A 24,094-nucleotide genomic window follows, 5' to 3' on the forward strand; every position below is an offset into this window, starting at 1 on the left:
TGATGGTTAAAGGTTCTCTTCGGCAAACTCAGCCAGCCGGCTTCGCACCACACCATTGAGGTACACGCACGCACTGCCTTCAAAGTTTTTAAACCGCTCGACAATGTAAGTCAGTCCGGATGTTACAGGTGTCAAATAGGAAGAGTCGATTTGCGCTAAGTTCCCCGAGCACACTAACTTAGTCCCCTCCCCACAACGGGTGATAATGGTTTTAAGCTGAGAGGCGGTCAGGTTTTGGCACTCATCCAAAATCACAAACGCGTTTTGAATCGAGCGCCCGCGCATAAAGTTAATCGATTTAAACTGCAGATTCGCTTTTTCCATAATGTAGCGCATCGAACCGTCGGTACATTCATCATTCATGTGTAACGCTTCGAGGGTATCGGTCACTGCGCCGAGCCATGGCAGCATTTTCTCTTCTTCTGTCCCGGGGAGAAAACCAATCGACTCGCCAATATCTGGCGTATTACGAGTAACGATAATCTTATCGTACATGCCCTTTTCTACCACTAACTCTAATGCCGCAGCCATGGCTAAAATCGTTTTCCCACAGCCTGCAGGCCCTGTCAGAATGGTTAAATCAATCGTGGGATCAAGCAACGCATCCATTGCCATGCCTTGATAGATATTTTTCGGTTTAACATCCCAAGCAGCACGGTGCATTAATCGCTCTCGACTGAGATCTTTGATGATCGCTTTATCACCATCAATGGCTTGCACTCGTGCGGCGAAGTCGTCACTTTCATCCAATAAGTACTGGTTCACAAAAGGCGTTTCTAATAGCTCAGCCGGTAATGTGTGGCGTGTTTCGGAGCCATAGGCCTGGCTGTCGCATTGCCCCACTTTATCCCAAAAACTGCCCGCACATTGATGGAAGCCTTTGGTGAGCAACCGAACATCATCAATCAGTTGGTCGGTACGGTAATCCTCGACATACATCACCCCCGCCCCTTTGGCACGCAGGCGCATATTGATATCTTTGGTCACCAGCACGACTTTGCGCGGTGAGCGTTTGGTTTGAAGGTATAACACCGCATTTAAAATGCGATTATCGCCCGCTTTATCGGCAAAGGCATGGACCGTTTCTTTAATCTCAAAATCAGCCAGAATGGAGACGGTACCCGTCGCATCGCCTTTACCAACCACAATACCCTCGCCAATTTCATCGGGTGTGGCTTCTTTAAAGATATCTTCCAAGGCACGAATCGCCACACGGGCATCCCGAGAGACATCACGCTTGCTATCTTTAATACGGTCAAGCTCTTCGAGGACGGTCATAGGAATCACGACATCGTGTTCTTGGAAGGAATAGATGGCGAAAGGTTCGTGGAGGAGAATGTTAGTGTCTAATACAAACAGCTTCCGGTCGGCGTCGCCCATAGGCACCTCCTGTGTCGGCAATTCACTGTCGATGACAGCGCTTAAGGTAAGCATAGACCTGGCCGTTGCGCATCGCCCAACTTGTTTGATTGTGCCAGTTCACGTTTTCATCTTTGCCGCGCGTTGATGACGTTTGTATGTCAAGACGATCTTTGCCGCGATTGATGGAGTTTCATCGTGACCCTCCTCACAAGTTCGAGTACTATTGGCGACCAATTTTTTCAGTGCCACACTGAATAACACACTATTTAATCGGGTTGCGTTTGCGCGGCACCGAGTCTTTCGACAATCGAGTTAATTCAGAGGTTTTCCCTTATGTCATTTGCGCTTGGACAACGTTGGATCAGTGATACGGAGCATGATCTTGGACTGGGCACTGTGGTGTCCGTTGATGGCCGTACCGTGACCCTAATGTTTCCTGCTAGTGATGAAACACGGCTGTACGCCAGCCATGATGCGCCCGTGACTCGGGTGATGTTCAACCCCGGCGATGAGGTAGAAAGTCACGAGGGCTGGACCATGACCGTCTCGCGCGTTGAAGAAAACGACGAGGTGTTGACCTATTACGGCTATCGCGAAGACACCGAGGAAGACGAAGTCTCGCTGCGCGAAATCTTACTCAGCCATCAGATCCGCTTTAACAAGCCGCAAGACAAACTCTTTGCCGGTCAACTTGACCGCATGGATCGTTTTGCGTTGCGTTATCGGGCGTTAACCAATCAGCATCAGCAGTTGCGTAGCCCTCTACGGGGGTTGACGGGGATGCGTGCTGGGTTAATTCCTCACCAACTTTACATTGCCCATGAGGTGGGTCGTCGTCACGCACCGCGGGTTTTGCTCGCGGATGAAGTCGGCTTAGGGAAAACCATTGAAGCGGGCATGATCATTCACCAGCAAGTGCTTGCAGGCCAAGCCGAGCGGGTACTGATCGTGGTTCCAGAAACCTTGCAGCATCAGTGGTTGGTCGAGATGATGCGCCGCTTTAATCTGCACTTCTCTATTTTTGACGAAGAGCGCTGTGTCGAGGCCTTTGCTGACTCACCCAACCCATTTGATACCCAGCAACTGGTGTTATGTTCACTGGAGTTTTTACGCAAAAACCGGCGTCGCGTCGAGCAAGTCTGTGACACCCATTGGGACTTATTGGTGGTGGACGAAGCACACCACTTAACCTGGACACCAACGGCACCGAGCCGTGAATATCAGATTATCGAAAGCATTGCTGAGCATACCCCTGGGGTGTTGTTACTCACCGCGACCCCTGAGCAGTTAGGTCAGCAAAGTCATTTTGCGCGTTTACGCCTGCTCGACCCTGATCGTTTTTATGATTATGACGCCTTTGTTGAAGAAGCCGAACAATATGCCCCTGTCGCCGAGGCGGTTGAAGCGCTACTTGCCGATGCCCCGTTAAGTGATAATGCCCAACGTAGCATTCGGGCGCTATTGCAAAGTGACGAGCTTGATGAACGCTTCAGCGCCATTGATAGCGATGATGATGCAACCAAGCACACCGCTCGCCAACAGCTGATTGATGATTTAATGGATCGCCACGGTACCGGGCGCGTTTTGTTCCGTAACACGCGGGCTGCCATCAGTGGCTTCCCTAGCCGGCATCTGCACATGCACCCTATGGCGTTACCGAGCCAGTATCAAACTGCCATGCGGGTGGCGGGCATGATGGGACGCACAAGCTCGAGCGAACAAAAAGCGGTACAAAATCTTTATCCTGAAGATATTTATCAGCAGTTTGAGGGCGATAGTGCCAGCTGGTGGGGCTTTGACCCACGTATCGATTGGTTGCTGGATTATTTAAAAACCCACCGTCGCGACAAAGTACTGATCATTTGCTCACGCGCGCAAACCGCACTGACGCTTGAGCAGGCCTTGCGCGAGCGTGAGGGGATCCGTGGCACCGTGTTCCATGAAGGCATGTCGATTGTTGAGCGTGATAAAGCGGCAGCGTACTTTGCCCAAGAGGAAGGCGGGGCTCAAGTCTTGATTTGCTCTGAAATTGGCTCAGAAGGCCGGAACTTCCAGTTTGCCCATCAGCTGGTGATGTTCGACTTACCGATGAACCCCGACTTGCTCGAGCAGCGCATTGGTCGCCTTGATCGTATTGGTCAGCGTCAAGATATTGCCATTCACGTTCCTTACCTTGAAGGCACAGCGCAAACCATTTTAGCGCGTTGGTATCACGAAGGGCTTGATGCCTTTGAGGATACCTGCCCAACCGGCCGTGCGGTGTTTGAGCAGTATGGCGAGACATTGTTAACCCTGTTAGCCAATAATCAACATGATGATGCGCTAAATACGCTCATTCACGATAGCGCCGCCATGAATCAACGCCTTAAAGCAGAAATGGAGCAAGGCCGCGATAAACTGCTCGAGATGCACTCACACGGCGGGGAGGCTGCCAAGCAGCTGGCGCAAACCATCGCCGATCAAGATGGCGATACGGGCCTTGTCACCTTCACGCTCGGTCTGTTTGATACCATCGGCGTTAATCAAGATGACAAAGGTGAAAACGCCATCGTGGTCAAGCCGTCGGAGCAGATGATGGTGCCCAGTTACCCTGGCCTACCAACGGATGGGTGCACACTGACCTTCGACCGCGATACGGCACTCAGTCGCGAAGATGTGCAGTTTGTCTCTTGGGAGCACCCGATCGTGCGTGGCGGTATCGACTTATTGCTGAGCGAAAACATCGGCACCACCGCGGTCTCTTTGCTCAAAAACAAAGCGCTGCCTGTGGGAACCCTGTTTGTTGAACTGATTTACACCATTGATGCACAAGCCCCTAAATCGTCGGGTATTCATCGCTTTTTACCGCAAACGCCGGTGCGGTTGCTTTTGGATGCGAACGGCAATGATCTCTCAGCCAACGTTGAGTTTGAATCGTTTCATCGCCAGCTCAGCCCGGTGAATCGTCATTTAGGCAGTAAAATGGTCAACTCGGTTCAAGCCCAAGTCCACCAGCTGATTGAGAAAAGCGAACCGCTGGCCCAAAAAGCCTTGTCTGAGATTCAAACGGCCGCCCACCAAGAGATGGACAGCGAGCTGAATCAGGCCTTAGCACGGCTCGACGCACTGAAAACGGTTAACCCCAATATTCGTGATGATGAGCTCGACGCACTACGCGATCAGATCAGTACCTTGTCGCATCATATTCAACACGCACAAGTCGATTTAGACGCCCTGCGTTTGATTGTGGTCAGCCACCAATAATCACCCTTTGAACGAAGGCGGGGCCAACCGGCCCCGAACCCTTATATGGCAATCATTGAGTATCATCCTCCCACCACACCTTGGCTCGATATCTTGTATCAAGATGCCGATCTGGTGGTAATTAATAAACCCAGTGGATTATTGGCTAACCCTGGCCGTGATCCTGCGCATTACGACAGTGCGTGGTCACGGGTTAAAGCCGAATTCCCGGACGCAGAGCTGGTCCATCGTTTAGATATGTCGACCTCTGGCGTCATGGCGTTTGCCGCGCACAAAGCCGCTGAGCGACACCTTAAAGCGCAATTTCGCGAGCGCGTGCCCACCAAGTTGTATTACGCCGAAGTGTGGGGGCACCCTATACACGACGAGGGAAATGTCGATCTGCCCTTGATTTGCGACTGGCCCAATCGCCCCAGACAGAAGGTCTGTTTTGAACACGGCAAGCCCTCGCAAACGCACTACCGCTGTTTGCATCAGCATGCACAGACAAGCTTAATGGCATTGTATCCTCTCACCGGCCGCTCTCATCAGCTCCGTGTGCATATGCAGGCCCTTGGGCATGGGATTGTCGGCGATGAGTTTTATGCGCTGCCAGAAGCTTTTGAGTATGCCTCTCGCCTTCATTTGCATGCCGCAGAATTAAGCATTTTGCATCCTGTCACTGAAACGCCGATGCACTTTCAAGCGCCCTGCGCATTTTATCCGCAGATGCCGGATAATCGACTAGCGAGTGAGTATCAGCTTGCGCCTGCTAACCTAACAGGCTGACCATTAAGGTTTGCAGAAAAGCTACTAATCTCACATTCTAGGGCCATGCATTGAGACACGGAGATCAACATGGCTCATCACACCCCCATCAAGGTGGTTTTTCTCGATAGAGACACCATTCCTGCTCACATTACGCTGCCAACGCTTCATCACCCCCATCATTGGCAATCCTACCCTGCCACCGCTCCCGGTGACGTGATCGATCGCCTGCAACATGCCGATGTGGCAATCACCAATAAAGTCGTGATCAATGAAGCAATACTGACTGCACTTCCCAAGCTAAAACTGATCGCGGTCGCGGCAACCGGGGTCAACAATGTCGATTTAGCGGCTTGTCAGGCACACGGCGTACAAGTCTGCAACGTACAAGGGTATGCCACCCAATCCGTGCCCGAGCATGTCATGGCTCTGATTTATGCCTTGAAACGTCAGCTGATGGGTTATCATGCCGATGTGCGTCAAGGTGAATGGCAAAAACGGGGCCAGTTTTGCTTTTTTACTCACCCGATAGGCAGTGTCGCTGGCAGTTCCTTAGGGATTATTGGCAAAGGCGCACTAGGAGAAGCGGTCGGGCAATTGGCCCAGGCCGTTGGCATGAAAGTCATGTTTGCCGAGCATCAAGGGGCGAGCCATTGCCGGCCAGGCTATCAGCCCTTTGAACAGGTGATTCAACAGGCTGATGTGCTGTCGCTGCATTGCCCGTTAACCGACAAAACCCGACATCTGATTAATCAAGATGTGTTGGCCAAGATGCCACAGCATGCCATTTTGATTAATACTGGGCGCGGCGATCTCGTGGATGAACATGCCCTGTTATATGCGTTAAAACGCGACCAAATTGGTGGTGCTGGCTTGGATGTACTCAGTCAAGAGCCCGCCCCCGACGCACATCCGTTAGTTGCAGCATCATTACCCAACCTTATTGTCACCCCGCATATTGCTTGGGGCGCTGACGAAGCCGTTCACACTCTGGCACAACAGCTGATCGCCAACATTGATGGGTTCTTTCGTGGTGCACCACAACACACCCTGATTGATGCGCTTGATTGATGATCGCGACGATTAATCAACCTAACGAGCCCGCTATATATCGCGGGCTTTTTTCACTACGTCGTACGCTTTTTGGATTTCTTGCGCTTTTTCTTTCGCCATCTCCATCATTTCTGGCGGCAAACCTTTCGCCATCAATTTATCGGGGTGATGCTCATTCATCAGTTTCCGATACGCTTTTTTCACCTCCTGAGAGGAAGCAGAAGCGTCAACACCTAATACATCATAAGCATCGTCGATTTCATTCTGCTGCGGCGGCGCACCGGGGCCATCGGATTGATGCTGCCAGCCGCCTTGATAGCCTTGGCTAAAGCGAAACGCAGCTTCTTGCATTCGCAGACGCTGTTCCAGTTGCTGTGGCGAAAAGCCCAGCTTTTCGGCAATTACATACAAAAGTTCACGCTCTTTAGGATGGATCTCACCATCGGCAAACGCAGCTTGTATCTGCATTTCCAAAAAGACACGCGATAAGTCACGTTGCCCCTGGCTTAAGGCACGAATACCGTTGAGGGTTTCATCCAGCGGAAAGTCACTGTCTTTTCCCTCGCGAAACGCCTGCTGGGCCAATTGCCTGGCTTCACCTTGCAACTGCATGCGATCCATCAATAAGCTGGCGAGCTGAATTTCTTGTTGCGTCACCTGCCCTTTAGCTTTCGCCATATGTCCCATCACGGCAAAGGTGCCATGGAAAAAAACACGTTGTGCTTGTGGCCCTTGGCCACCCAAACCGCCGAAACGCGCGCGCTGTTTCGCTTTATCAAACTGATGACCTAAGAAAAGGCCAAGAAGAAAACCGATTGGGCCTCCCAACAATGTGCCGAGAATTGCCCCAATTACCTTGCCATTTAGTCGCATGCCATGGTCTCATTGCTAGTTTCACACCCTGCACATTTAAAGGTGATGCCGGGCGCAAATTGATTTATGATAATCGCATTTTGCAGCCAAAGCATACTGATGCGTTGCCTTCGTGTACACCACGCAATCAGATAAAACAGGAATGTCTTCTTCAATGTCACCGACTGCACGTAGCTTTTTAGCCACCATGATCAGCTTGGCGCTCTACGGCCCAGCCCTTGTGTTTGCCAACACAGACCCAGCGACTCAGCCTTGCTCTGACAAAGAGGCCCAGTGCGTTCCGGCCAGCGAGCAGACACAGGATGTGAATAACGCGCCCATTCGTGTGGTCGCAGATCGTGCTGAGGCGCAGACCAACGACAAAGCCATCTATAGTGGCAATGTCGAAGTCACGCAAGGCCACCGAAAGATGACGGCCGATACCGCAACCTTACGCGATCCAGAGCGGATCGTTACGGCACAAGGAGATGTGGTATTCAATGATGGCCAGATGATGGTGACATCAGATTATCTACAAGCCAACCTCGAAAGCGAAGACACCACGCTGAATAACGCCCAGTATAAGATGCTATGTACCCCAGGACGGGGCGAGGCGAAACGGGTGTTTAAAAACGGCACCACCTTCTACGAGCTTGAGGATGGCACCTATACCACGTGTCCAGATGAAGATAAAAGCTGGCGGTTTTCTGCCTCAAAAATTGAGAAAGAAGACAGCAGCTTATTTGCTGATCTTTATCACCCTAGATTTGAGGTAATGGACGTCCCGATCTTTTATCTGCCTTATTTGCGTGTACCGGTAGAAGAAGGTCGGCTGACAGGCTTTTTATATCCGTCGCTTACTTGGAGTGATCGTGATGGCATCGAGATGGAAACGCCGTTTTATTGGAATATCCATCCGCAACTGGATGCCACACTCACGCCCAAATATATGTCTGAGCGAGGCGTTCAATTAAAGACCAACATTCGCTACCTTACACCAATAGGAAGCGGGTCGCTTTACTCTGAATACCTGCCTGACGATCAACTCAACCCCGAGCTCGATTCACGTTGGGGGTTCAACTGGCAACATAGCGGTGTACAAGGTCACTGGCGCTACGAAGCGGATTACAGCAAAGTCAGTGATATCGCTTACTTTCAGAGCCTGGACTCTAATGTGGGCAAACGAGAAGACAACACGCTACTCCAAACGGGCGAAATCAGTTATCGCGGTTTAGATTGGAACAGTACAGTTCGTGTTCGCGACTTCCAAGCGCTAACAGAAGGCACCAGTGTCTATCGCTTGATGCCACAAGTGGATCTTAACTACTACGCGCCACAAGTCACGGATTGGCTCGATATTAGTGTGCCTGCGCAATTTAGTGTATTTGCTAACGATGATCCCAATAAACCCGAAGCCACCCGGACACATTTAGCCCCGACCCTAACGCTGCCATATACCCGCCCTTGGTTTAATGCCACGGCGGAAGCCAGCATGCTGTATACGCACTATGATCAGCGCTTTGATAGCGCCATCCAGGATGCAGAATCTAATGCGGAGCTGAGTCATTCAGTCGAGCGAAAAATCCCCACTCTGCGCCTGCACTCTGGCGTTGTCCTAGAGCGTAACTTCTGGGCCATGGGCGGTCATTTCAGCCAAACTATCGAGCCGCAAGTCCAATATTTGTATATTAAAGATGTGGATCAAGACGGTATCTATAATCCGGTCAACTTTAGTGGCGGCGGTTATGATACCGCACGCTTGCAAACCGACTACTACGGTCTATTTCGCGGTAATCAATTCAGTAGCATTGATTACATTAATCCGGCAAACCAACTCACCTACGGCGCGACGACCCGCTTTTATGATGGCGGATATAAAGAGCGTCTGAATTTGTCCTTTGGGCAAATTTACTACTTTGACCAACCGTCTAACCAAGATGCAGAAACCTTTGATTATTCGTCTTGGGCGTTAGAAGGGGAAGCCAACATTGATGACAACTTGTTTGTCCGCGCATCGATGCAATATGACAGCAACTTACGCGAAATGCAGTTTGGTAACGCGATTGCTGAATATCGCCGCGGCCAGTTTTATGCACAAACCAGTTATCGCTACGTCGCACAAGAATATATTGTCTCGACGCTGCCAAACCGAGACATCAGCCGGCTCACCGATGATGGCCTCTCACAAGCTGGCGTCGTCACAGGGTTTCCTCTCGGCGGCGGGCTAAGTTTTACAGGCCAATACTGGCGCGACCTTACCCAAGATGTCATGTTGGAAAACCAAGTTAGCCTCACCTATCGCTCAGACTGTTGGGTCGTCGGGTTAAGTTACAACGAGTACTTAATGTCGCGCGCTGATATTAACGCCGATCCGGTTTACGACAACAATGTTACCTTGTCATTCAGCTTACTCGGATTGGGAGCTGACAGTGGCTTTAACTTTAGCACTGACTCAGGCAACGCTCTGGGTTATCGTGATCCCTTTGCATTAAAGAACTAACACGCCTTATTGTGGTCTGGACTGTTGAACCTATGAAAAAAAGTGGACAAAGCATGAACAAATGGAGTCACGCCCTCATCACTGGCGTTTTAGTGTTGCTGACCCCCTTAACCCAAGCAGCACCTCAAGAGCTAGATCGCGTCATCGCCGTTGTGAATGATGGTGTGGTGCTGAACAGTGAAATGACGGCCATGCGCCAAACGGTCACCCGTAATGCGGCCAACGGAGATCGTGAATTACCGCCTCAAGACGTTCTTGAAGAGCAGATGCGCGAGCGACTCATTGTTGAAGAACTACAGCTACAGGAAGCAAAGCGGCTAGGCATCCAAATTGACGACAGCCAGTTACAACAAGCGATCAAAAATATTGCTAAAGAGCAATCGGTCAGTGTGAATGCTCTGCGCGACAAAATGGCAGAGCAAGGGATCGCATGGGATCAATATCGCGAGCAAGTTCGCCGAGAGCTCACGATTTCAGAAGCGCGCAATGCACAGGTACGCCGCCGTATTAGCATTTTGCCGCAAGAAGTTGAGACATTAGCCAGTCAGCTTAACGAACAGCAGATGCAAAAAGTGCGTTATAAGCTCTCTCACATCCAACTCAAATTGGATGATGATGCGGACAAAGCTGAACGTGACGCGGTGAAAAAGCAAGCGTATCGCTTAGTCGATACATTACGTCATGGCGGCAACGTGGCGGAGCTGGCGATGGAATATTCTAAGGGACCCAAAGCACTTGATGGCGGTGATTGGGGCTGGTTGCGCCTAGAAGAAATGCCAACGATTTTCGCCGACCAAATTACCAACCAAGGAAAAGACGCTATTATCGGGCCATTTCGCAGTGGTGTGGGTTTTCATATTTTGAAAATCGATGATGTGCAAGGTTTGGAAACGGTCGCCGTTACCGAAGTTAAAGCCCGCCATATTTTGATCAAACCCTCGATCGTACTCAGTGATAAAGGAGCGAAAAAAGAGCTCAATCAGCTGATTGCACAAATCGAGCGTGGCGAACAAACCTTTGCCGACCTCGCCAAACAATATAGTGATGACCCGGGCTCTGCCGTTAACGGGGGGGACTTAGGCTGGTCAACCACAGAAGCTTATGTGCCCGCGTTTAAAGCCAAAGTCGATAGTTTGCCAAAAGGTCAAATTAGTGAGCCTTTTAAGACCGTGCATGGCTGGCATGTGGTTGAAGTGACCGATCGTCGCGATGTCGATAAAACCGATGCGGCGGTTAAAAACCGTGCTTACCGTATGCTGTTTAACCGCAAATTTAATGAAGAAGCGCAAGCCTGGCTGCAAGAGCTGCGCGCGGGTGCCTATGTTGAGGTGATCAATGATGACAGCTGAGCGTATCGCAATCACCCCTGGCGAACCGGCGGGCATTGGTCCGGATTTGGTCTTAGCAATGGCCCTGCTCTCTTGGCCACATCAGCTGGTAGCTATCGCCAATAAACAGATGCTGGCAGCGCGAGCCGAAGCGCTCAATCTCGCCGTGAGTTTGCGGGACTATGACCCATCAGCACGGTCTCGCCCTCATCAAGCAGGGGAGCTGGTCGTTGCAGATATCCCGATGGGCGCAGATGTTGTGCCAGGCCAGTTAGATGAGGCCAATGGTCGCTATGTGCTCGACACGCTGACTCGTGCGGCAGAAGGCAATATGACCGGCGAATTTGCAGCGGTTGTCACCGGGCCTGTCCATAAAGGGATCATTAATCGCGCCGGCGTTTCCTTCAGCGGTCATACTGAGTTTTTTGCCCAACACGCCAACGTCAACCAAGTGGTGATGATGCTGGCCACCGAAGGCTTACGTGTCGCGCTGGTGACGACGCACATCCCACTCGCCTATGTGGCTAAAGCTATTACCCGTGAGCGCTTGCATGACGTCATTGCGATTTTGCATCAAGACTTACAACAAAAATTCGCCATTAAGCAACCGCGCATTTATATCTGCGGTCTCAATCCGCACGCGGGAGAGGACGGCTGCTTGGGTCGAGAAGAAATCGACATCATTGAGCCAGCGCTTGATGAGTTACGCCAACAAGGCATGGATATTATTGGCCCACTGCCCGCCGACACCCTTTTTCAGGATAAATATTTGCAAGACGCCGACGCTGTCTTAGCGATGTATCACGACCAGGGCTTACCTGTGTTAAAATTCAAAGGATTTGGGCGCTCGGTGAATATCACCTTGGGCCTCCCATTTGTTAGAACATCAGTAGATCATGGTACCGCATTGGATTTAGCGGGTACCGGTACGGCGGATACAGGAAGCCTGCGGACGGCCATCTCCCACGCCATTGAATTAGTAGATAGCAAAGCATGAGCGATAAAGTCCATCAAGGCCACCGTGCCAGAAAACGTTTCGGACAAAACTTCCTAAACGACCCGTATGTCATCGACGGTATTGTCGCGGCAATCAATCCTTTATCTGGTGAAAACCTGGTAGAGATTGGCCCGGGTTTAGGCGCATTGACCGAACCGGTGACCGAACAAGTCGATCACCTCAACGTGGTCGAACTCGACCGCGATCTTGCCGCGCGCCTGCGAAGCCATCCATTTATGGGACCAAAGCTGACGGTTCATGAAGCCGATGCCATGGCGTTTGATTTCGCTGAGCTGGCAAACCAGGGACCTCTGCGCATTTTCGGTAACTTACCGTACAATGTCTCCACTCCATTGATGTTTCATCTCTTTTCCTTTGCTGACCACGTACAGGATATGCATTTCATGCTACAAAAAGAGGTGGTAAAACGTTTGGCCGCAGGCCCAGGCACTAAAGCCTATGGCCGCCTCACGGTCATGGCACAATACTACTGCAAAGTGGTGCCCGTGCTGGAAGTACCGCCAAGCGCCTTTAAGCCAGCGCCCAAGGTCGATTCTGCGGTCGTTCGCCTCGTCCCACATAAAACCTTACCGCATCCAGTCACTAATTTGTCGTGGTTGGAACGTGTTTGTCGTGAAGGCTTTAATCAACGCCGCAAAACTATCCGGAACGGTTTCAAATCGCTGGTCGATGTTGACACCTTAACCGAGCTCGGAATCGATCCCAGTTTACGTCCAGAGAACATGACACTGGCGCAATTCTCTAGCCTCGCAAATTGGTTAGATGCCAATCACTCATCATAAACAGGAGTCTTGACTTGCAAGCCACTGAACCCGCGCAATTCGAGGTCCACGTCGCCACTCAATACGTGGAAGACCAATCGGAACCAGACCATGAACGCTTTGTCTTTTCCTACACGGTTACGATTAAAAATGTAGGAGATGCCCCCGCACAGTTGATGCGAAGAAAGTGGCTGATCACTGACGCTAATGGCAAGGAGTTGGAAATCGAAGGTGAGGGTGTTGTCGGCGAGCAACCTAAGATTGCCGCAGGCGAAAAATATACCTATACCAGTGGTACCATCATTGAAACGCCTGTTGGGGTGATGCAAGGGTTTTATACCATGCAAGATCAAGATGCGCAGTCTTTTAAGGTCAATATTGCACCTTTCCGTCTCGCGCTCCCCAACATTCTTCACTAACTCCTCCAAGGAGGCATATGGCTACCTATCTTGTCGGGGACATCCACGGCTGCGATAAAGCGCTACATGCTTTATTGGCTGAAGCTGACTTTTCGCCGGCCCGAGATACGCTTTACTCGGTCGGCGATCTCGTCGCACGCGGTCCCGATTCCCTCGCAGTTTTACGGTATTTTTATCAGCTTGGTGAATCCGCAAAGTTGGTATTGGGCAATCATGATCTCCATTTGCTGGCGGTCGCCAATGGGATTAAACCCATCAAAGCAAAAGATAAAACGCAACCTATCTTTGATGCACCAGACGCAGACAGACTATTAAACTGGCTGGCTCAACAGCCGCTAATACGCGATGTACCCGCACCAGACGGCGGGTTTCTGCTGACCCATGCCGGCATCAGTCCGCAGTGGGATAAATCGACTGCCGTCGCCTGCGCCCGTGAGGTGGAAGCGATTCTGCGGAGTGAAGACCAAGTTTGGTTATTGGAGAATATGTACCATGACAGCCCTGATCAATGGGATGCTGCGCTGACCGGGATAGCACGTTATCGCTATATTATTAATAGCTTCACGCGAATGCGTTTTTGTTCCCCTGACGGGCGTTTGGATATGCAGTGCAAACTCCCCCCTGATCAAGCCTTAGGCAGTGGCTTAGTACCATGGTTCGAGGTACCTAATCGCCAACCGCTTGAGCAAGCCGTAGTCTTTGGTCACTGGGCGGCATTGAATGGCACTATTCAGCCCAAACTTTATGGGCTAGATACCGGCTGTGTCTGGGGAGGAAAGTTGACGCTCCTGCGTTGGGAAGACAAAGCCTGCTTTACCGTTCCCGCCGAATAGACAAAAGGTTAAGCGCGGTCCCAAACCGTAAAGGTAAGAGGGTGCGCATTTTTCTCATCCACAGGATGCGTGCCGACCTCGGTTTTTGACCATCCGGTTCCCCATTCTGGAAAACGGGTATCACCGTCAACGTCTAAATCGATAAAGGTGAGATACAAACGATCAGCCTGAGGTAAAAACGCCTGATAAATAGTACCGCCGCCGATCACCATCACTTCTTCATAGCCAGCCACCACTTCAAGCGCTTGCTCGGGAGAGCGCACCACAGTCACGTCCTCGGGCGCAAAGTCCGCATCACCACTGATCACCACATTGACACGCTTAGGCAACGGGCGTCCAATCGACTCAAAGGTTTTACGTCCCATCACCACAGGGTGGCCCAGTGTTGTACGCTTAAACCACGCTAAATCAGCGGGCAAGTGCCAAGGCATTTGATTGTCTTTTCCGATCACGCGGTCGTTTGCCATTGCGGCCACTAAACTAATTCGCATTGCGCTCGCCTTCCTCGATTAGATCACTGGTCGGCGACGATAAAACAATAGCCCAGGCATCGCAAGACCAATTGCCAACGCGGAGAGAATAAAGCCAGCGCTGAGTAAGTTTTCAATCAAACTGGCCCATAGCGCCGGGCTGTAACCTTGGTTATTAATCGTCACTAGCGCGATCATGGCCTTAAACGCGTACACCCCTGGAATCATGGGAATAATTGCAGCGACGGTAAAAACCTTCGGGTGAGCCAGGAAGCGCTGAGACCAATACACGCCCAGAAAACCAATCGTGGTCGCACCGGCCAGTGTCGCCCATTCAATCGCCACCCCCGACTCCATCAGAACAAAGCGTAAACCATGCCCAACCGCACCGCCATAAGCACAATACTTAAGCGCTTTCACCGGAACATTAAAGACTAWCGCAAACCCCACGGCAGGGATCATCGCAAAGAACATATCTTGCAATAACGCCACAAGTAAGCTCATAACCAGCCCCATGCATCTACCAAGTTCATCGCCCCCACAATACCCATTGCCGTGGCAAGGGTCAGTAATGACGCCATGGTCCAACGTGCGATCCCCATATCCACAAATCCTTTCATCATATCCGAGACGGCATTAATAAAGGGATACCCAGGGACCAGCATCAAGACAGATGATGCCATGATCAAAAAAGGCTCATTGCCCCATCCCATGATGGTTCCCGTGCTGGATAGGAGAGTGGTCACCATAGCGGTCACTGCAAAGGTCAAAAAAGGGTTAAAGTGACGGTGGGCGATAAGTTGCCGAACCCGCATGCCGGTGGCAGAGGCGACAAAGGTCAGCGCAAACACCACGGCATCGCCGCCAGCTAACCGGCTAAAGGCGGCACATGACAAGCCTATCATCCCAACAACGAGCCAAGGAGGGTAACGGAATGGTTTGATACGGCTTAAGCGTTTACGTACCGCTAACGCGTCGAGAAAGCCCTTCTCTGCTAAGATCACGGTCCGCTGTATGTCTGTGACAACTTTCATGTTAATACCACGATCTGGGCTACGTCTTGCCGTGGTAATACAATGACCATGACTCAAGGTGGTCACCACCAACGAGCTGGCGGATAACGACAGCTCAACACTGTCTAACCCTAACGCACGACCGAGCCGGATACTTACATCACTGACAAGTTTGCTCTCCGCACCATGCTGTAATAGCCGTTGCCCAACTTCAATCACTAAACGTGATATCGCGCGTTGCTCTGGCTCAGTAAGTCGTTTTGTCACCCAAAATCCCTCTTCTCTCTCTGCGACGCCTTCAGTATTGGCGATTGGCTCATGCCAGTCTTTGATGCAAATAAAAGTCTCTTCAATTGTTCGCTAAATCACGGACAAAAAAAAGCCGCTGCAATCGGCAGCGGCGTGAGTCTGATTATGGCTTGTAGATGATCTCGACGTCGTAGTCGTCTTCGTTCCAATCATCCCAGTCATCATCATTATCGTCGTCTTGCTTGAGCTGTTGTTCGTGATGATCATCCCATTTAAAGGCGACGGTTTCATCTTCAGGCTCAACCTCTGGCTTCGGCGCAGGCAGTGCCTCAATCGACGCCATCAGATCATAAATAAGCGGTTGCACATTCGCTTTATTGATCGCCGAAATCGCATAATGCTTATCGTCCCAAGCGAGCGCATCAAGCACACGCTCAATCTGAGCTTGGGCCTCATCTTCTGGCATCAGATCGACTTTATTGAACACCAACCAACGCGGTTTATCGGCAAGTTTCTCACTGTATTGGTTTAGCTCATCAATAATGGTAAACGCATTATCAACCGGATCGGTACCATCAACGGGTAGCAAATCAATCATGTGTAACAACACACGACAGCGCTCAAGGTGTTTTAAGAAGCGAATCCCTAGCCCTGCGCCGTCTGCCGCGCCTTCAATCAAGCCGGGAATATCAGCCACGACAAAGCTTTTGTCTGCTGCGACACGAACCACCCCAAGGCTTGGCACCAAGGTGGTAAATGGGTAGTCAGCCACTTTCGGTTTGGCAGCCGATACCGCACGAATAAAGGTCGATTTACCCGCATTCGGCAAGCCAAGCATGCCAACATCGGCAAGCAGTAATAGCTCCAAACGCAGTGCACGTACTTCACCTTTCGTGCCCATGGTTTTTTGTCGAGGTGCACGATTGACCGAGGACTTAAAGCGTGTATTTCCGAGGCCATGGAAGCCCCCTTTCGCCACCATAACCTGCATACCATGCTCGGTAAGGTCTGCGATCACTTCGCCCGTGTCTTCATCGATTGCGCGCGTCCCCACCGGCACGTTCAAGACGCGATCCTCACCGCGTTTCCCGGTGCAGTTGCCGCCTCGACCATTCTCACCACGTGCCGCGGCATGAAAACGTTCAAATTGATAGTCAATCAGGGTATTCAGGTTTTCGTCGGCAAGCAGGTAAACGTCACCACCATCACCGCCGTCGCCGCCATCTGGGCCCCCTTTAGGCACATACTTTTCACGCCGGAAGCTGACGGTACCATTGCCCCCGTCACCGGCATCGACGCGAATAATCGCTTCATCTACAAACTTCATGCTAACTTCTCCGCACCAGTTATGAATGCCTATGGCGTCTCACAACCAGCCTTATCCCAGATTAGTGAATGGTGATCATATCGATCTTAGGATCATTTTTCAGCGTTGGCCGATTATCTGCGTACCGTGATGAGGCGGTGGCTTGATCGGTGATCCCCAGACACAATAAAAAGCCCCGCCATAAGGCAGGGCTTCAAAAATTCGCGTTGCGTTGAAGCTTATTCAGCTTCGATAGTAACGAATTTACGGTTATGACGACCTTTGGTCTCGAACTTCACTTTGCCGTCTGACAGAGCGAATAGAGTGTGGTCTTTACCGCAACCTACGTTGCTACCTGCGTGGAACTTAGTGCCACGTTGACGCACGATGATGTTACCTGCTAGTACAGACTCACCACCGAAGCGCTTAACACCTAGGCGTTTACTTTCTGAATCGCGGCCGTTTTTAGTGGAACCGCCAGCTTTTTTGTGTGCCATCTCTTCTCTCTCCTACTCTTAAGCGCTGATGCCAGTGATTTTGACTTCAGTGAACCACTGACGGTGGCCCATGTGCTTGCGAGAATGTTTACGACGACGGAACTTAACGATATTCACTTTATCGCCGCGACCGTGAGTAACAACTTCTGCTGTTACGGTTGCACCGCTAACAAAAGGCGCGCCAACTTTAACGTCTTCGCCGTTTGCCACTAGCAATACTTTGTCAAGTTCTACACTTGCGCCAGTTTCAACGTCTAGCTTTTCCAAGCGAATAGTCTGGCCTTCGCTTACTCGGTGTTGCTTACCACCACTTTGGAAAACTGCGTACATGTTTTACTCCGCATTTCCGCACGGCCTGCTGCATTTATGAACAACAAGGGGTGCGCATATAATTCATCAATAGGGCGCGAATTCTACGGTAGAAATTAATTAGAGGCAAGAGGGTAACGCAAGAAAATTGGTGAAAAGCTGCTCAGCATTCATTCCCACACATTTTACCGGTGTGATCGCTATCTCGTCATACGTTATCTGGTGTACCATGTCAGTCTTAATACCCGCTCTAGTGCCGATACTGACGAAAGATCCATCACCGTCTGTACGTATTAGCGATCGTGACTCACACCTTACATGGGGTAAGTTGTGTATCGTTAGCTCGGCAGGCAAGTAACTAGGACAACGCCCGGATATATACATGGATTTCAAATCAATCCAAGCCTTGATCAGTGATGACATGGCGCAGGTCGACCAAAAAATACTCGCTCAGCTCAATTCTGATGTCGCGCTGATTAATCAGCTTGGTTTTTACATCGTTAACAGCGGTGGCAAGCGTTTACGTCCCATGTTGGCCATTTTGGCCGCGCGTGCATTGGGTTACCAAGGTGATAAACACACCACTGCAGCCGCTTTCATTGAGTTTATCCACACTGCCACTTTGCTTCACGATGATGTGGTCGATGAATCCGACTTACGCCGTGGTAATGCCACCGCCAATGCTTTATTTGGCAATGCGGCAAGCGTCTTGGTGGGAGATTATATTTATACGCGTTCATTTCAGATGATGACCAGCTTACGCTCACTGAGAATTCTTGATTTGATGAGTGAAGCGACCAATGTTATTGCCGAAGGTGAGGTGTTGCAGTTAATGAACTGTAACGATCCCGACACCAGTGAAAGCAGTTACATGCAGGTGATCTATTCAAAAACAGCGCGTTTGTTTGAATCTGCGACACAGATAGGGGCGATTCTCAACCAAGCGGATACTGATACGGAAAAAGCCCTGCAAGATTATGGCCGTTACCTGGGGACTGCGTTCCAGCTCATTGATGATGTCATTGACTACACCAGTAAAGATGATGAGATGGGCAAGCAAACCGGTGATGATCTGGCTGAAGGCAAACCGACGCTGCCTTTGCTTCATGCAATGCAGCACGGCAGTGACGCTGAATCGGCGATGATTCGCGACGCGATCGAAAAAGGGAACGGACGCGACAAACTCGACGCTATTTTAGCGTGTATGGACGCCTGTGGCTCGCTCGCTTATACCCGTGAACGCGCAGAGCAAGAAGCAGAAAAAGCGGTCCGTGCCCTCGATAGCCTTTCTGATTCGCCCTACAAACAAGCCTTAGTCGCGCTCGCCAAGTTGGCCGTTGATCGCAATACTTAGTCAACGTAGAACTTAGTCAGCACAGAGCTTAGGCAACGCAGAGCTTAGTCAGCGCAGACTTCACCGCAGTGATGCCTCGCTATCACGCTTGTGCCTACATGTAAAAAGCGGCGCCCTAATTGGACGCCGCTTTTTTCGTTCTTGCCGTTTATTTTGCGGCGAACTCTTCACCCATTTGGATATCGTTATGCAGGGTGTCTAACATCTTTTCCATCGCTTGCTGTTCAAAGGCGCTCAGCTCACCGATGTCTAAGATTGCCTCGACACCATTTTTACCTAAATGTACAGGCTGCGCGAAAAAGCGTGCGTGTTCACCGCGGCCTTCAACGTACGCACATTCAACCACATTAGCTTCACCTTGCAACGCTCGCACTAAAGACAGGCCAAAACGGCATGCCGCCTGTCCCATGGATAGGGTTGCTGAGCCTCCCCCTGCTTTCGCTTCAACCACTTCCGTCCCTGCGTTTTGAATACGTGGCGTCAGTGACTCCACTTCTTCTTGACTGAAGGTAACGCCTTTAACTTGCGATAATAGAGGCAAGATCGTCACACCTGAGTGGCCACCGATCACGGGAATGGAGACGTCACGAGGATCCATTCCTTTAAGCTCGCCGATGAAAGCTTCAGAACGAATCACATCCAGCGTCGTCACACCAAACAGTTTGTTTTTGTCATAGACGCCTTTCGCTTTTAAGACATCCGCAGCAATCGCTACCGTGGTATTGACTGGATTAGTAATAATACCAACACAGGCTTTTGGACACACATCGGCGATTTTTTCCGCCAATGACTTAACAATACCTGCATTGACATTGAACAAGTCAGAGCGATCCATGCCCGGCTTACGTGCTACCCCTGCAGAGATCAGCACAACATCGGCCCCTTCTAGCGCCGGGGTTGGATCTTCACCGCTAAACCCTTTAATGCTCACGGGGGTCGGAATATGGCTCAAATCGACGGCCACACCGGGCGTCACCGGTGCGATATCATATAACGCCAAGTCGGAACCGGCTGGTAGGTTATTTTTAAGTAGTAGGGCTAAGGCTTGACCAATGCCTCCCGCAGCGCCAATCACAGCAACTTTCATGTCGTTCTCCTTTCGATATTTCTTATTGTCCGGATCCGGTCCGGCTTCTGTTCGGGCACAAATCGCCCATCAATGGTGCGAACTGTTGCTTCATCATATGCCCGGGTATACCCCCACTCAAGCTTCGGGCGGTGATGATCAGCCTAAGCTCTCATTTTTTCGCTCACCCTCGAAACCGGTGTGCGTTCAAGGCTTAGCCGAGACGTAACAACAGTGATATTGTCGCCATTTTAGGCGCGCAATGATTGCTCCTGATTGCATGTATATGCAAAATAGCTACTCGTTTGTCATTACGAGTCTGCCGTCATGCGTAACTCAGAAAAACAAGACCAATTAGTTCGAGCGTTTAAAGCGATCCTCAAAGAAGAAAAATTCAGTTCTCAAGGCGAAATAGTCGAAGCCCTACGTGCTCAAGGATTTGAGGGCATCAATCAATCGAAAGTCTCGCGCATGTTGACCAAATTCGGCGCTGTACGTACCCGTAACGCCAAAATGGAGATGGTCTATTGCTTGCCGATTGAGCTCGGTGTTCCGACCACTGGCAGCGCGTTGCGAGAGCTGGTGATGGAAATCGACTACAACGAGGCCGTGGTCGTGATTCATACCGGTCCAGGTGCCGCCCAATTAATTGCGCGTCTACTCGACTCACTCGGTAAGGCCGAAGGCATTTTAGGCGCTGTCGCCGGGGACGATACGATCTTTATCACCCCCACCCGAGGTACCAGCACAGAAGCGCTATTTGAAGCGATTTGTGACTTGTTCGAATACCATTATTGATTTTTTTATCAGGCAGCGTGACACCGCTGCCTGTCTGCCTTGTCTCATATTTGAAGCGCCCTCCCTAAGACAAAAGCGATAACATCTTTTTAATTTTTCTGTACCGCTCTGTTACTATCGGTTTTTAGTACTATCTGTTTTTAGCTGCTAACACACTGTCCACGCTTTCGTTGAGGGTCAATGAAAACGCGGGGAGCAGTGAGCTGCAGACTGGCCAATCACCACACCAGTGAAATAGGCCAAGTAGGCTTTTCTCGGGACACTGCCGCCGCATCAGCGGTGCATATGATAATAAGGACAAACTGCATGACGAAGACACATCAACCGTCTCCTGATGTGCAAGACATGGTGGCGCAAGCAGATACGGGTGCGCGCTCACCACATGGACTATCAGGACGTATTCTTTGGCTGGTACCACTTATCTGGTCCCTTTTTCAGCTTTGGTATGCGTCGCCACTTCCCTTTGCGCTCGATTTTGGCGTCCTCAATAATACACAAGCACGCTCACTCCACTTAGCGTTCGCGATGTTTTTGGCCTTCACTGCCTACCCCGCACGTAAAACATCGCCTCGCGACCGTGTACCTCTTCTAGATTGGATTTTTGCCCTTATCGGCAGCCTAGCCGCCGGGTATTTATTCTTATTTTACAATCAACTGGCCGATCGTGCCGGCGCCTATACTGCCTTCGATATTAGTGTTGCCGCGATCGGCATGGTATTGATGCTCGAGGCAACACGACGCGCTTTAGGGCCACCATTAATGGTGGTAGCCGCCGTTTTCTTGCTTTACACCTTTGCTGGCCCTCACATGCCCGATGTCATTGCCCACAAAGGCGCCAGCCTTAATAAGGCGATGTCGCATCTGTGGCTAACCACTGAAGGGGTGTTCGGGGTCGCATTGGGCGTCTCTACCTCATTCGTTTTCCTGTTTGTACTCTTTGGTGCCTTACTCGATCGCGCGGGCGCTGGGGGCTATTTCATCAAAGTGGCGTTCTCTTTACTGGGCCACATGCGCGGCGGTCCCGCGAAAGCCGCAGTGGTCGCCTCGGGCCTGTCCGGGTTAGTCTCAGGCTCCTCGATTGCTAACGTGGTGACCACCGGCACCTTTACCATTCCACTGATGAAGCGGGTTGGTTTCCCAAGCCACAAAGCGGGGGCAGTAGAAGTGGCCGCGTCCACCAACGGTCAGCTCACACCGCCGATAATGGGGGCCGCCGCCTTCTTGATGGTGGAGTACGTAGGGATTTCTTATGTCGAAGTGATCAAAGCTGCCCTGCTCCCGGCGTTGATTTCCTACATTGCGCTGATTTACATCGTTCATTTGGAAGCTTGTAAAGCGGGTATGGAAGGCTTGCCGCGCCGCCACTCTAGTACGGTATTGCAAAAGCTCTTTTCCTTTATGACGGTATTTGTTGGGCTATTAGTGCTCAGCGCAGCAGTCTATTACGGCATTGGCTGGACCAAGGACGTATTTGGCGTCATGGCCACCGTGGTGATCGGCATACTGACCCTAATTGCGTATGTTCTTCTGGTGCGCTATTCCGCCCGCTACAAGTCTGAAGCCGCCGAAGATCCAGCGGCCACGGATTTATCAGAGGTGCCAGAGCCAGGCCCTACCGTTCGCTCCGGGTTGTATTACTTGCTGCCAATTGGCGTGCTGGTTTGGTGTTTGACCGTCGAGCGTTTTTCACCCGGCCTATCGGCGTTCTGGGCAACTATCTTTATGATTTTTATCATAGTGACCCAGCGTCCACTGATCGCCTACTTTAATCAACGCACCAACTTCAAAGAAGAACTTCGAGAAGGGGGCGTTGATCTGCTCGAAGCCTTTGTCACTGGCGCGCGCAACATGATTGGCATCGGTGTCGCCACGGCGGCTGCCGGGATCGTTGTCGGCACCGTGACTCTAACCGGCATTGGTTTGGTCATGACTGATTTTGTCGAGCTAATTTCTGGCGGTAATATCTTCTTGATGTTGCTCTTTACGGCAGTGATCAGCTTACTGTTAGGCATGGGGCTACCGACCACGGCAAACTATATTGTGGTTTCTACACTGATGGCCCCTGTCATTGTGACCTTGGGGGCACAACAAGGGCTGATTATTCCGCTTATTGCCGTGCACCTTTTTGTGTTCTACTTCGGTATTCTCGCCGATGACACGCCACCGGTCGGTCTCGCCGCTTTCGCGGCCGCGGCCATTGCTAAATCGGATCCGATTCGTACCGGTGTACAAGGCTTTACCTACGATATTCGTACCGCCATTTTACCTTTCATGTTTATCTTCAACACTCAGTTGTTGTTGCTCGACCTCGACGGTCCTTTCCACCTGATATTGACCATTATTTCCGCGACCATTGCGATGCTGGCTTTCTCTGCCGCAACCCAAGGGTGGTGGATGACCAAAAATAAATGGTGGGAAACCGTGTTGCTGCTGCTTATCACCTTCTCTCTATTTCGACCTGGTTTTTGGTGGGATGAAGTCTATCCACCCACCACCAGCTATCCAGGAACAGAAATTATGCGCGTAGCCGAGCAACTGCCTGACGGAAAACCGCTGCAACTGGTTGTGGAAGGGGAAGACTTCTTTGGCGATCAGATTTCCAAACATGTGGTTTTATCGGTAGATAATCGCCTCGAAAGCGGCGATGCACGGGTACGTGATACCGGTTTGATACTGCGCGAAGAGGATGACTCATTACTGGTTGATAGAGTTCAATTTGGAAGCGATGCCGATAAGGCGGGGATCGACTTTGATTGGCAAATTAAAACCGTCACGGTGGATAACATCCGTCCGTGGAAAGAATGGGTTTTTGTGCCGACACTATTACTCTTGGCATTGCTGGGCTGGAATCAACGCCGTCGCATCCGCCAAGCCTAATGACAGGGGGCACGTGCGCGGCGCGTGCCCTTTTCTTTT

The 24,094-nt window shown here is 51.0% G+C and carries 21 protein-coding genes; 12 read left to right on the top strand and 9 right to left on the bottom strand.

Translation table 11 applies throughout. The features are described from left to right. Positions 1-6 precede the first annotated feature (6 nt). The gene (locus BZG80_RS00100; RefSeq protein WP_021023363.1) at positions 7-1,380 is read right to left on the bottom strand and encodes a PhoH family protein; all 1,374 of its coding nucleotides are present in this window, start codon (positions 1,378-1,380) and stop codon (positions 7-9) included. 315 nt (positions 1,381-1,695) lie between these two features. Between BZG80_RS00100 and rapA the strand changes: the two genes are divergently transcribed. From rapA to BZG80_RS00115, 3 genes are all read left to right on the top strand, one after another. Further along, positions 1,696-4,605 carry an RNA polymerase-associated protein RapA gene (gene rapA / locus BZG80_RS00105; protein WP_077678510.1) on the top strand — a complete coding sequence of 970 codons (2,910 nt, stop codon included), beginning with the start codon at positions 1,696-1,698 and terminating at the stop codon, positions 4,603-4,605. Positions 4,606-4,650: 45 nt separating this feature from the next. Then, positions 4,651-5,373: a bifunctional tRNA pseudouridine(32) synthase/23S rRNA pseudouridine(746) synthase RluA gene (gene rluA / locus BZG80_RS00110; RefSeq protein WP_021023361.1), complete on the top strand. Its 723-nt coding sequence runs from the start codon at positions 4,651-4,653 to the stop codon at positions 5,371-5,373. A 69-nt stretch (positions 5,374-5,442) separates the two neighbouring features. Then, entirely contained in the window at positions 5,443-6,423 is a 981-nt protein-coding gene (locus tag BZG80_RS00115; protein ID WP_077678511.1) for a D-2-hydroxyacid dehydrogenase, read from the top strand. Positions 6,424-6,456: 33 nt separating this feature from the next. Here the strand turns inward: BZG80_RS00115 and djlA are convergent, their stop codons facing one another. After that, entirely contained in the window at positions 6,457-7,278 is an 822-nt protein-coding gene (gene djlA, locus BZG80_RS00120; RefSeq protein WP_021023359.1) for a co-chaperone DjlA, read from the bottom strand. Between the two features lie 154 nt (positions 7,279-7,432). Between djlA and lptD the strand changes: the two genes are divergently transcribed. Genes lptD through apaH form a run of 6 tightly spaced genes read left to right on the top strand, consistent with a single transcriptional unit; the run spans position 7,433 to position 14,116 of the window. After that, positions 7,433-9,757: an LPS assembly protein LptD gene (gene lptD / locus BZG80_RS00125; protein ID WP_077678512.1), complete on the top strand. Its 2,325-nt coding sequence runs from the start codon at positions 7,433-7,435 to the stop codon at positions 9,755-9,757. Between the two features lie 53 nt (positions 9,758-9,810). Then, positions 9,811-11,106: a peptidylprolyl isomerase SurA gene (gene surA / locus BZG80_RS00130; protein WP_077576497.1), complete on the top strand. Its 1,296-nt coding sequence runs from the start codon at positions 9,811-9,813 to the stop codon at positions 11,104-11,106. Next, entirely contained in the window at positions 11,093-12,082 is a 990-nt protein-coding gene (pdxA, locus tag BZG80_RS00135; protein ID WP_077678513.1) for a 4-hydroxythreonine-4-phosphate dehydrogenase PdxA, read from the top strand. Before surA ends, pdxA begins: the two co-directional genes overlap by 14 nt. Continuing rightward, positions 12,079-12,885 (top strand): 16S rRNA (adenine(1518)-N(6)/adenine(1519)-N(6))-dimethyltransferase RsmA, encoded by an 807-nt coding sequence (rsmA, locus tag BZG80_RS00140; protein WP_077669219.1) that lies wholly within the window; start codon positions 12,079-12,081, stop codon positions 12,883-12,885. The genes pdxA and rsmA overlap by 4 nt, the downstream gene beginning before the upstream one ends. 14 nt (positions 12,886-12,899) lie before the next feature. Further along, a complete protein-coding gene (gene apaG, locus BZG80_RS00145; RefSeq protein WP_021023353.1) occupies positions 12,900-13,283 on the top strand; it encodes a Co2+/Mg2+ efflux protein ApaG in 384 nt (127 codons plus the stop codon). Between the two features lie 17 nt (positions 13,284-13,300). Continuing rightward, on the top strand, positions 13,301-14,116 hold the full coding sequence (apaH, locus tag BZG80_RS00150) for a bis(5'-nucleosyl)-tetraphosphatase (symmetrical) ApaH (RefSeq protein ID WP_077678514.1): 816 nt from the start codon (positions 13,301-13,303) through the stop codon (positions 14,114-14,116). 8 nt (positions 14,117-14,124) lie between these two features. On the opposite strand, the gene folA is transcribed toward apaH, so the two are convergent. The 6 genes from folA to rplU form a co-directional block, all read right to left on the bottom strand. Then, complete coding sequence (gene folA / locus BZG80_RS00155) at positions 14,125-14,607, bottom strand: type 3 dihydrofolate reductase (RefSeq protein ID WP_077678515.1); 483 nt, start codon at positions 14,605-14,607, stop codon at positions 14,125-14,127. Between the two features lie 18 nt (positions 14,608-14,625). Then, the gene (locus BZG80_RS00160; protein WP_077678516.1) at positions 14,626-15,090 is read right to left on the bottom strand and encodes a threonine/serine exporter family protein; all 465 of its coding nucleotides are present in this window, start codon (positions 15,088-15,090) and stop codon (positions 14,626-14,628) included. Next, positions 15,087-15,866 (bottom strand): threonine/serine exporter family protein, encoded by a 780-nt coding sequence (locus tag BZG80_RS00165; protein WP_077576487.1) that lies wholly within the window; start codon positions 15,864-15,866, stop codon positions 15,087-15,089. The genes BZG80_RS00160 and BZG80_RS00165 overlap by 4 nt, the downstream gene beginning before the upstream one ends. Positions 15,867-16,011: 145 nt before the next feature. Beyond that, complete coding sequence (gene cgtA / locus BZG80_RS00170; protein ID WP_077459967.1) at positions 16,012-17,175, bottom strand: Obg family GTPase CgtA; 1,164 nt, start codon at positions 17,173-17,175, stop codon at positions 16,012-16,014. A gap of 218 nt (positions 17,176-17,393) precedes the next feature. Further along, on the bottom strand, positions 17,394-17,651 hold the full coding sequence (gene rpmA, locus BZG80_RS00175) for a 50S ribosomal protein L27 (protein ID WP_025675203.1): 258 nt from the start codon (positions 17,649-17,651) through the stop codon (positions 17,394-17,396). A gap of 18 nt (positions 17,652-17,669) precedes the next feature. Continuing rightward, the gene (gene rplU, locus BZG80_RS00180; protein WP_021023346.1) at positions 17,670-17,981 is read right to left on the bottom strand and encodes a 50S ribosomal protein L21; all 312 of its coding nucleotides are present in this window, start codon (positions 17,979-17,981) and stop codon (positions 17,670-17,672) included. Between the two features lie 361 nt (positions 17,982-18,342). Here rplU and ispB point away from each other — a divergent pair, with 361 nt between their 5' ends. After that, entirely contained in the window at positions 18,343-19,314 is a 972-nt protein-coding gene (gene ispB / locus BZG80_RS00185; RefSeq protein WP_021023345.1) for an octaprenyl diphosphate synthase, read from the top strand. A 148-nt stretch (positions 19,315-19,462) separates the two neighbouring features. On the opposite strand, the gene mdh is transcribed toward ispB, so the two are convergent. Further along, entirely contained in the window at positions 19,463-20,401 is a 939-nt protein-coding gene (mdh, locus tag BZG80_RS00190) for a malate dehydrogenase (RefSeq protein WP_077678517.1), read from the bottom strand. A 306-nt stretch (positions 20,402-20,707) separates the two neighbouring features. Here mdh and argR point away from each other — a divergent pair, with 306 nt between their 5' ends. Continuing rightward, a complete protein-coding gene (argR, locus tag BZG80_RS00195; RefSeq protein ID WP_077459970.1) occupies positions 20,708-21,178 on the top strand; it encodes a transcriptional regulator ArgR in 471 nt (156 codons plus the stop codon). Positions 21,179-21,484: 306 nt separating this feature from the next. Continuing rightward, positions 21,485-24,055, top strand: a complete 2,571-nt coding sequence (locus tag BZG80_RS00200; RefSeq protein ID WP_077678518.1) for a TRAP transporter permease — start codon at positions 21,485-21,487, stop codon at positions 24,053-24,055. The last annotated feature ends 39 nt before the right edge of the window (positions 24,056-24,094 follow it).

It is taken from the genome of Salinivibrio sp. MA440, assembly GCF_001996265.1.
Taxonomy (GTDB): Bacteria; Pseudomonadota; Gammaproteobacteria; order Enterobacterales; family Vibrionaceae; genus Salinivibrio; species Salinivibrio costicola.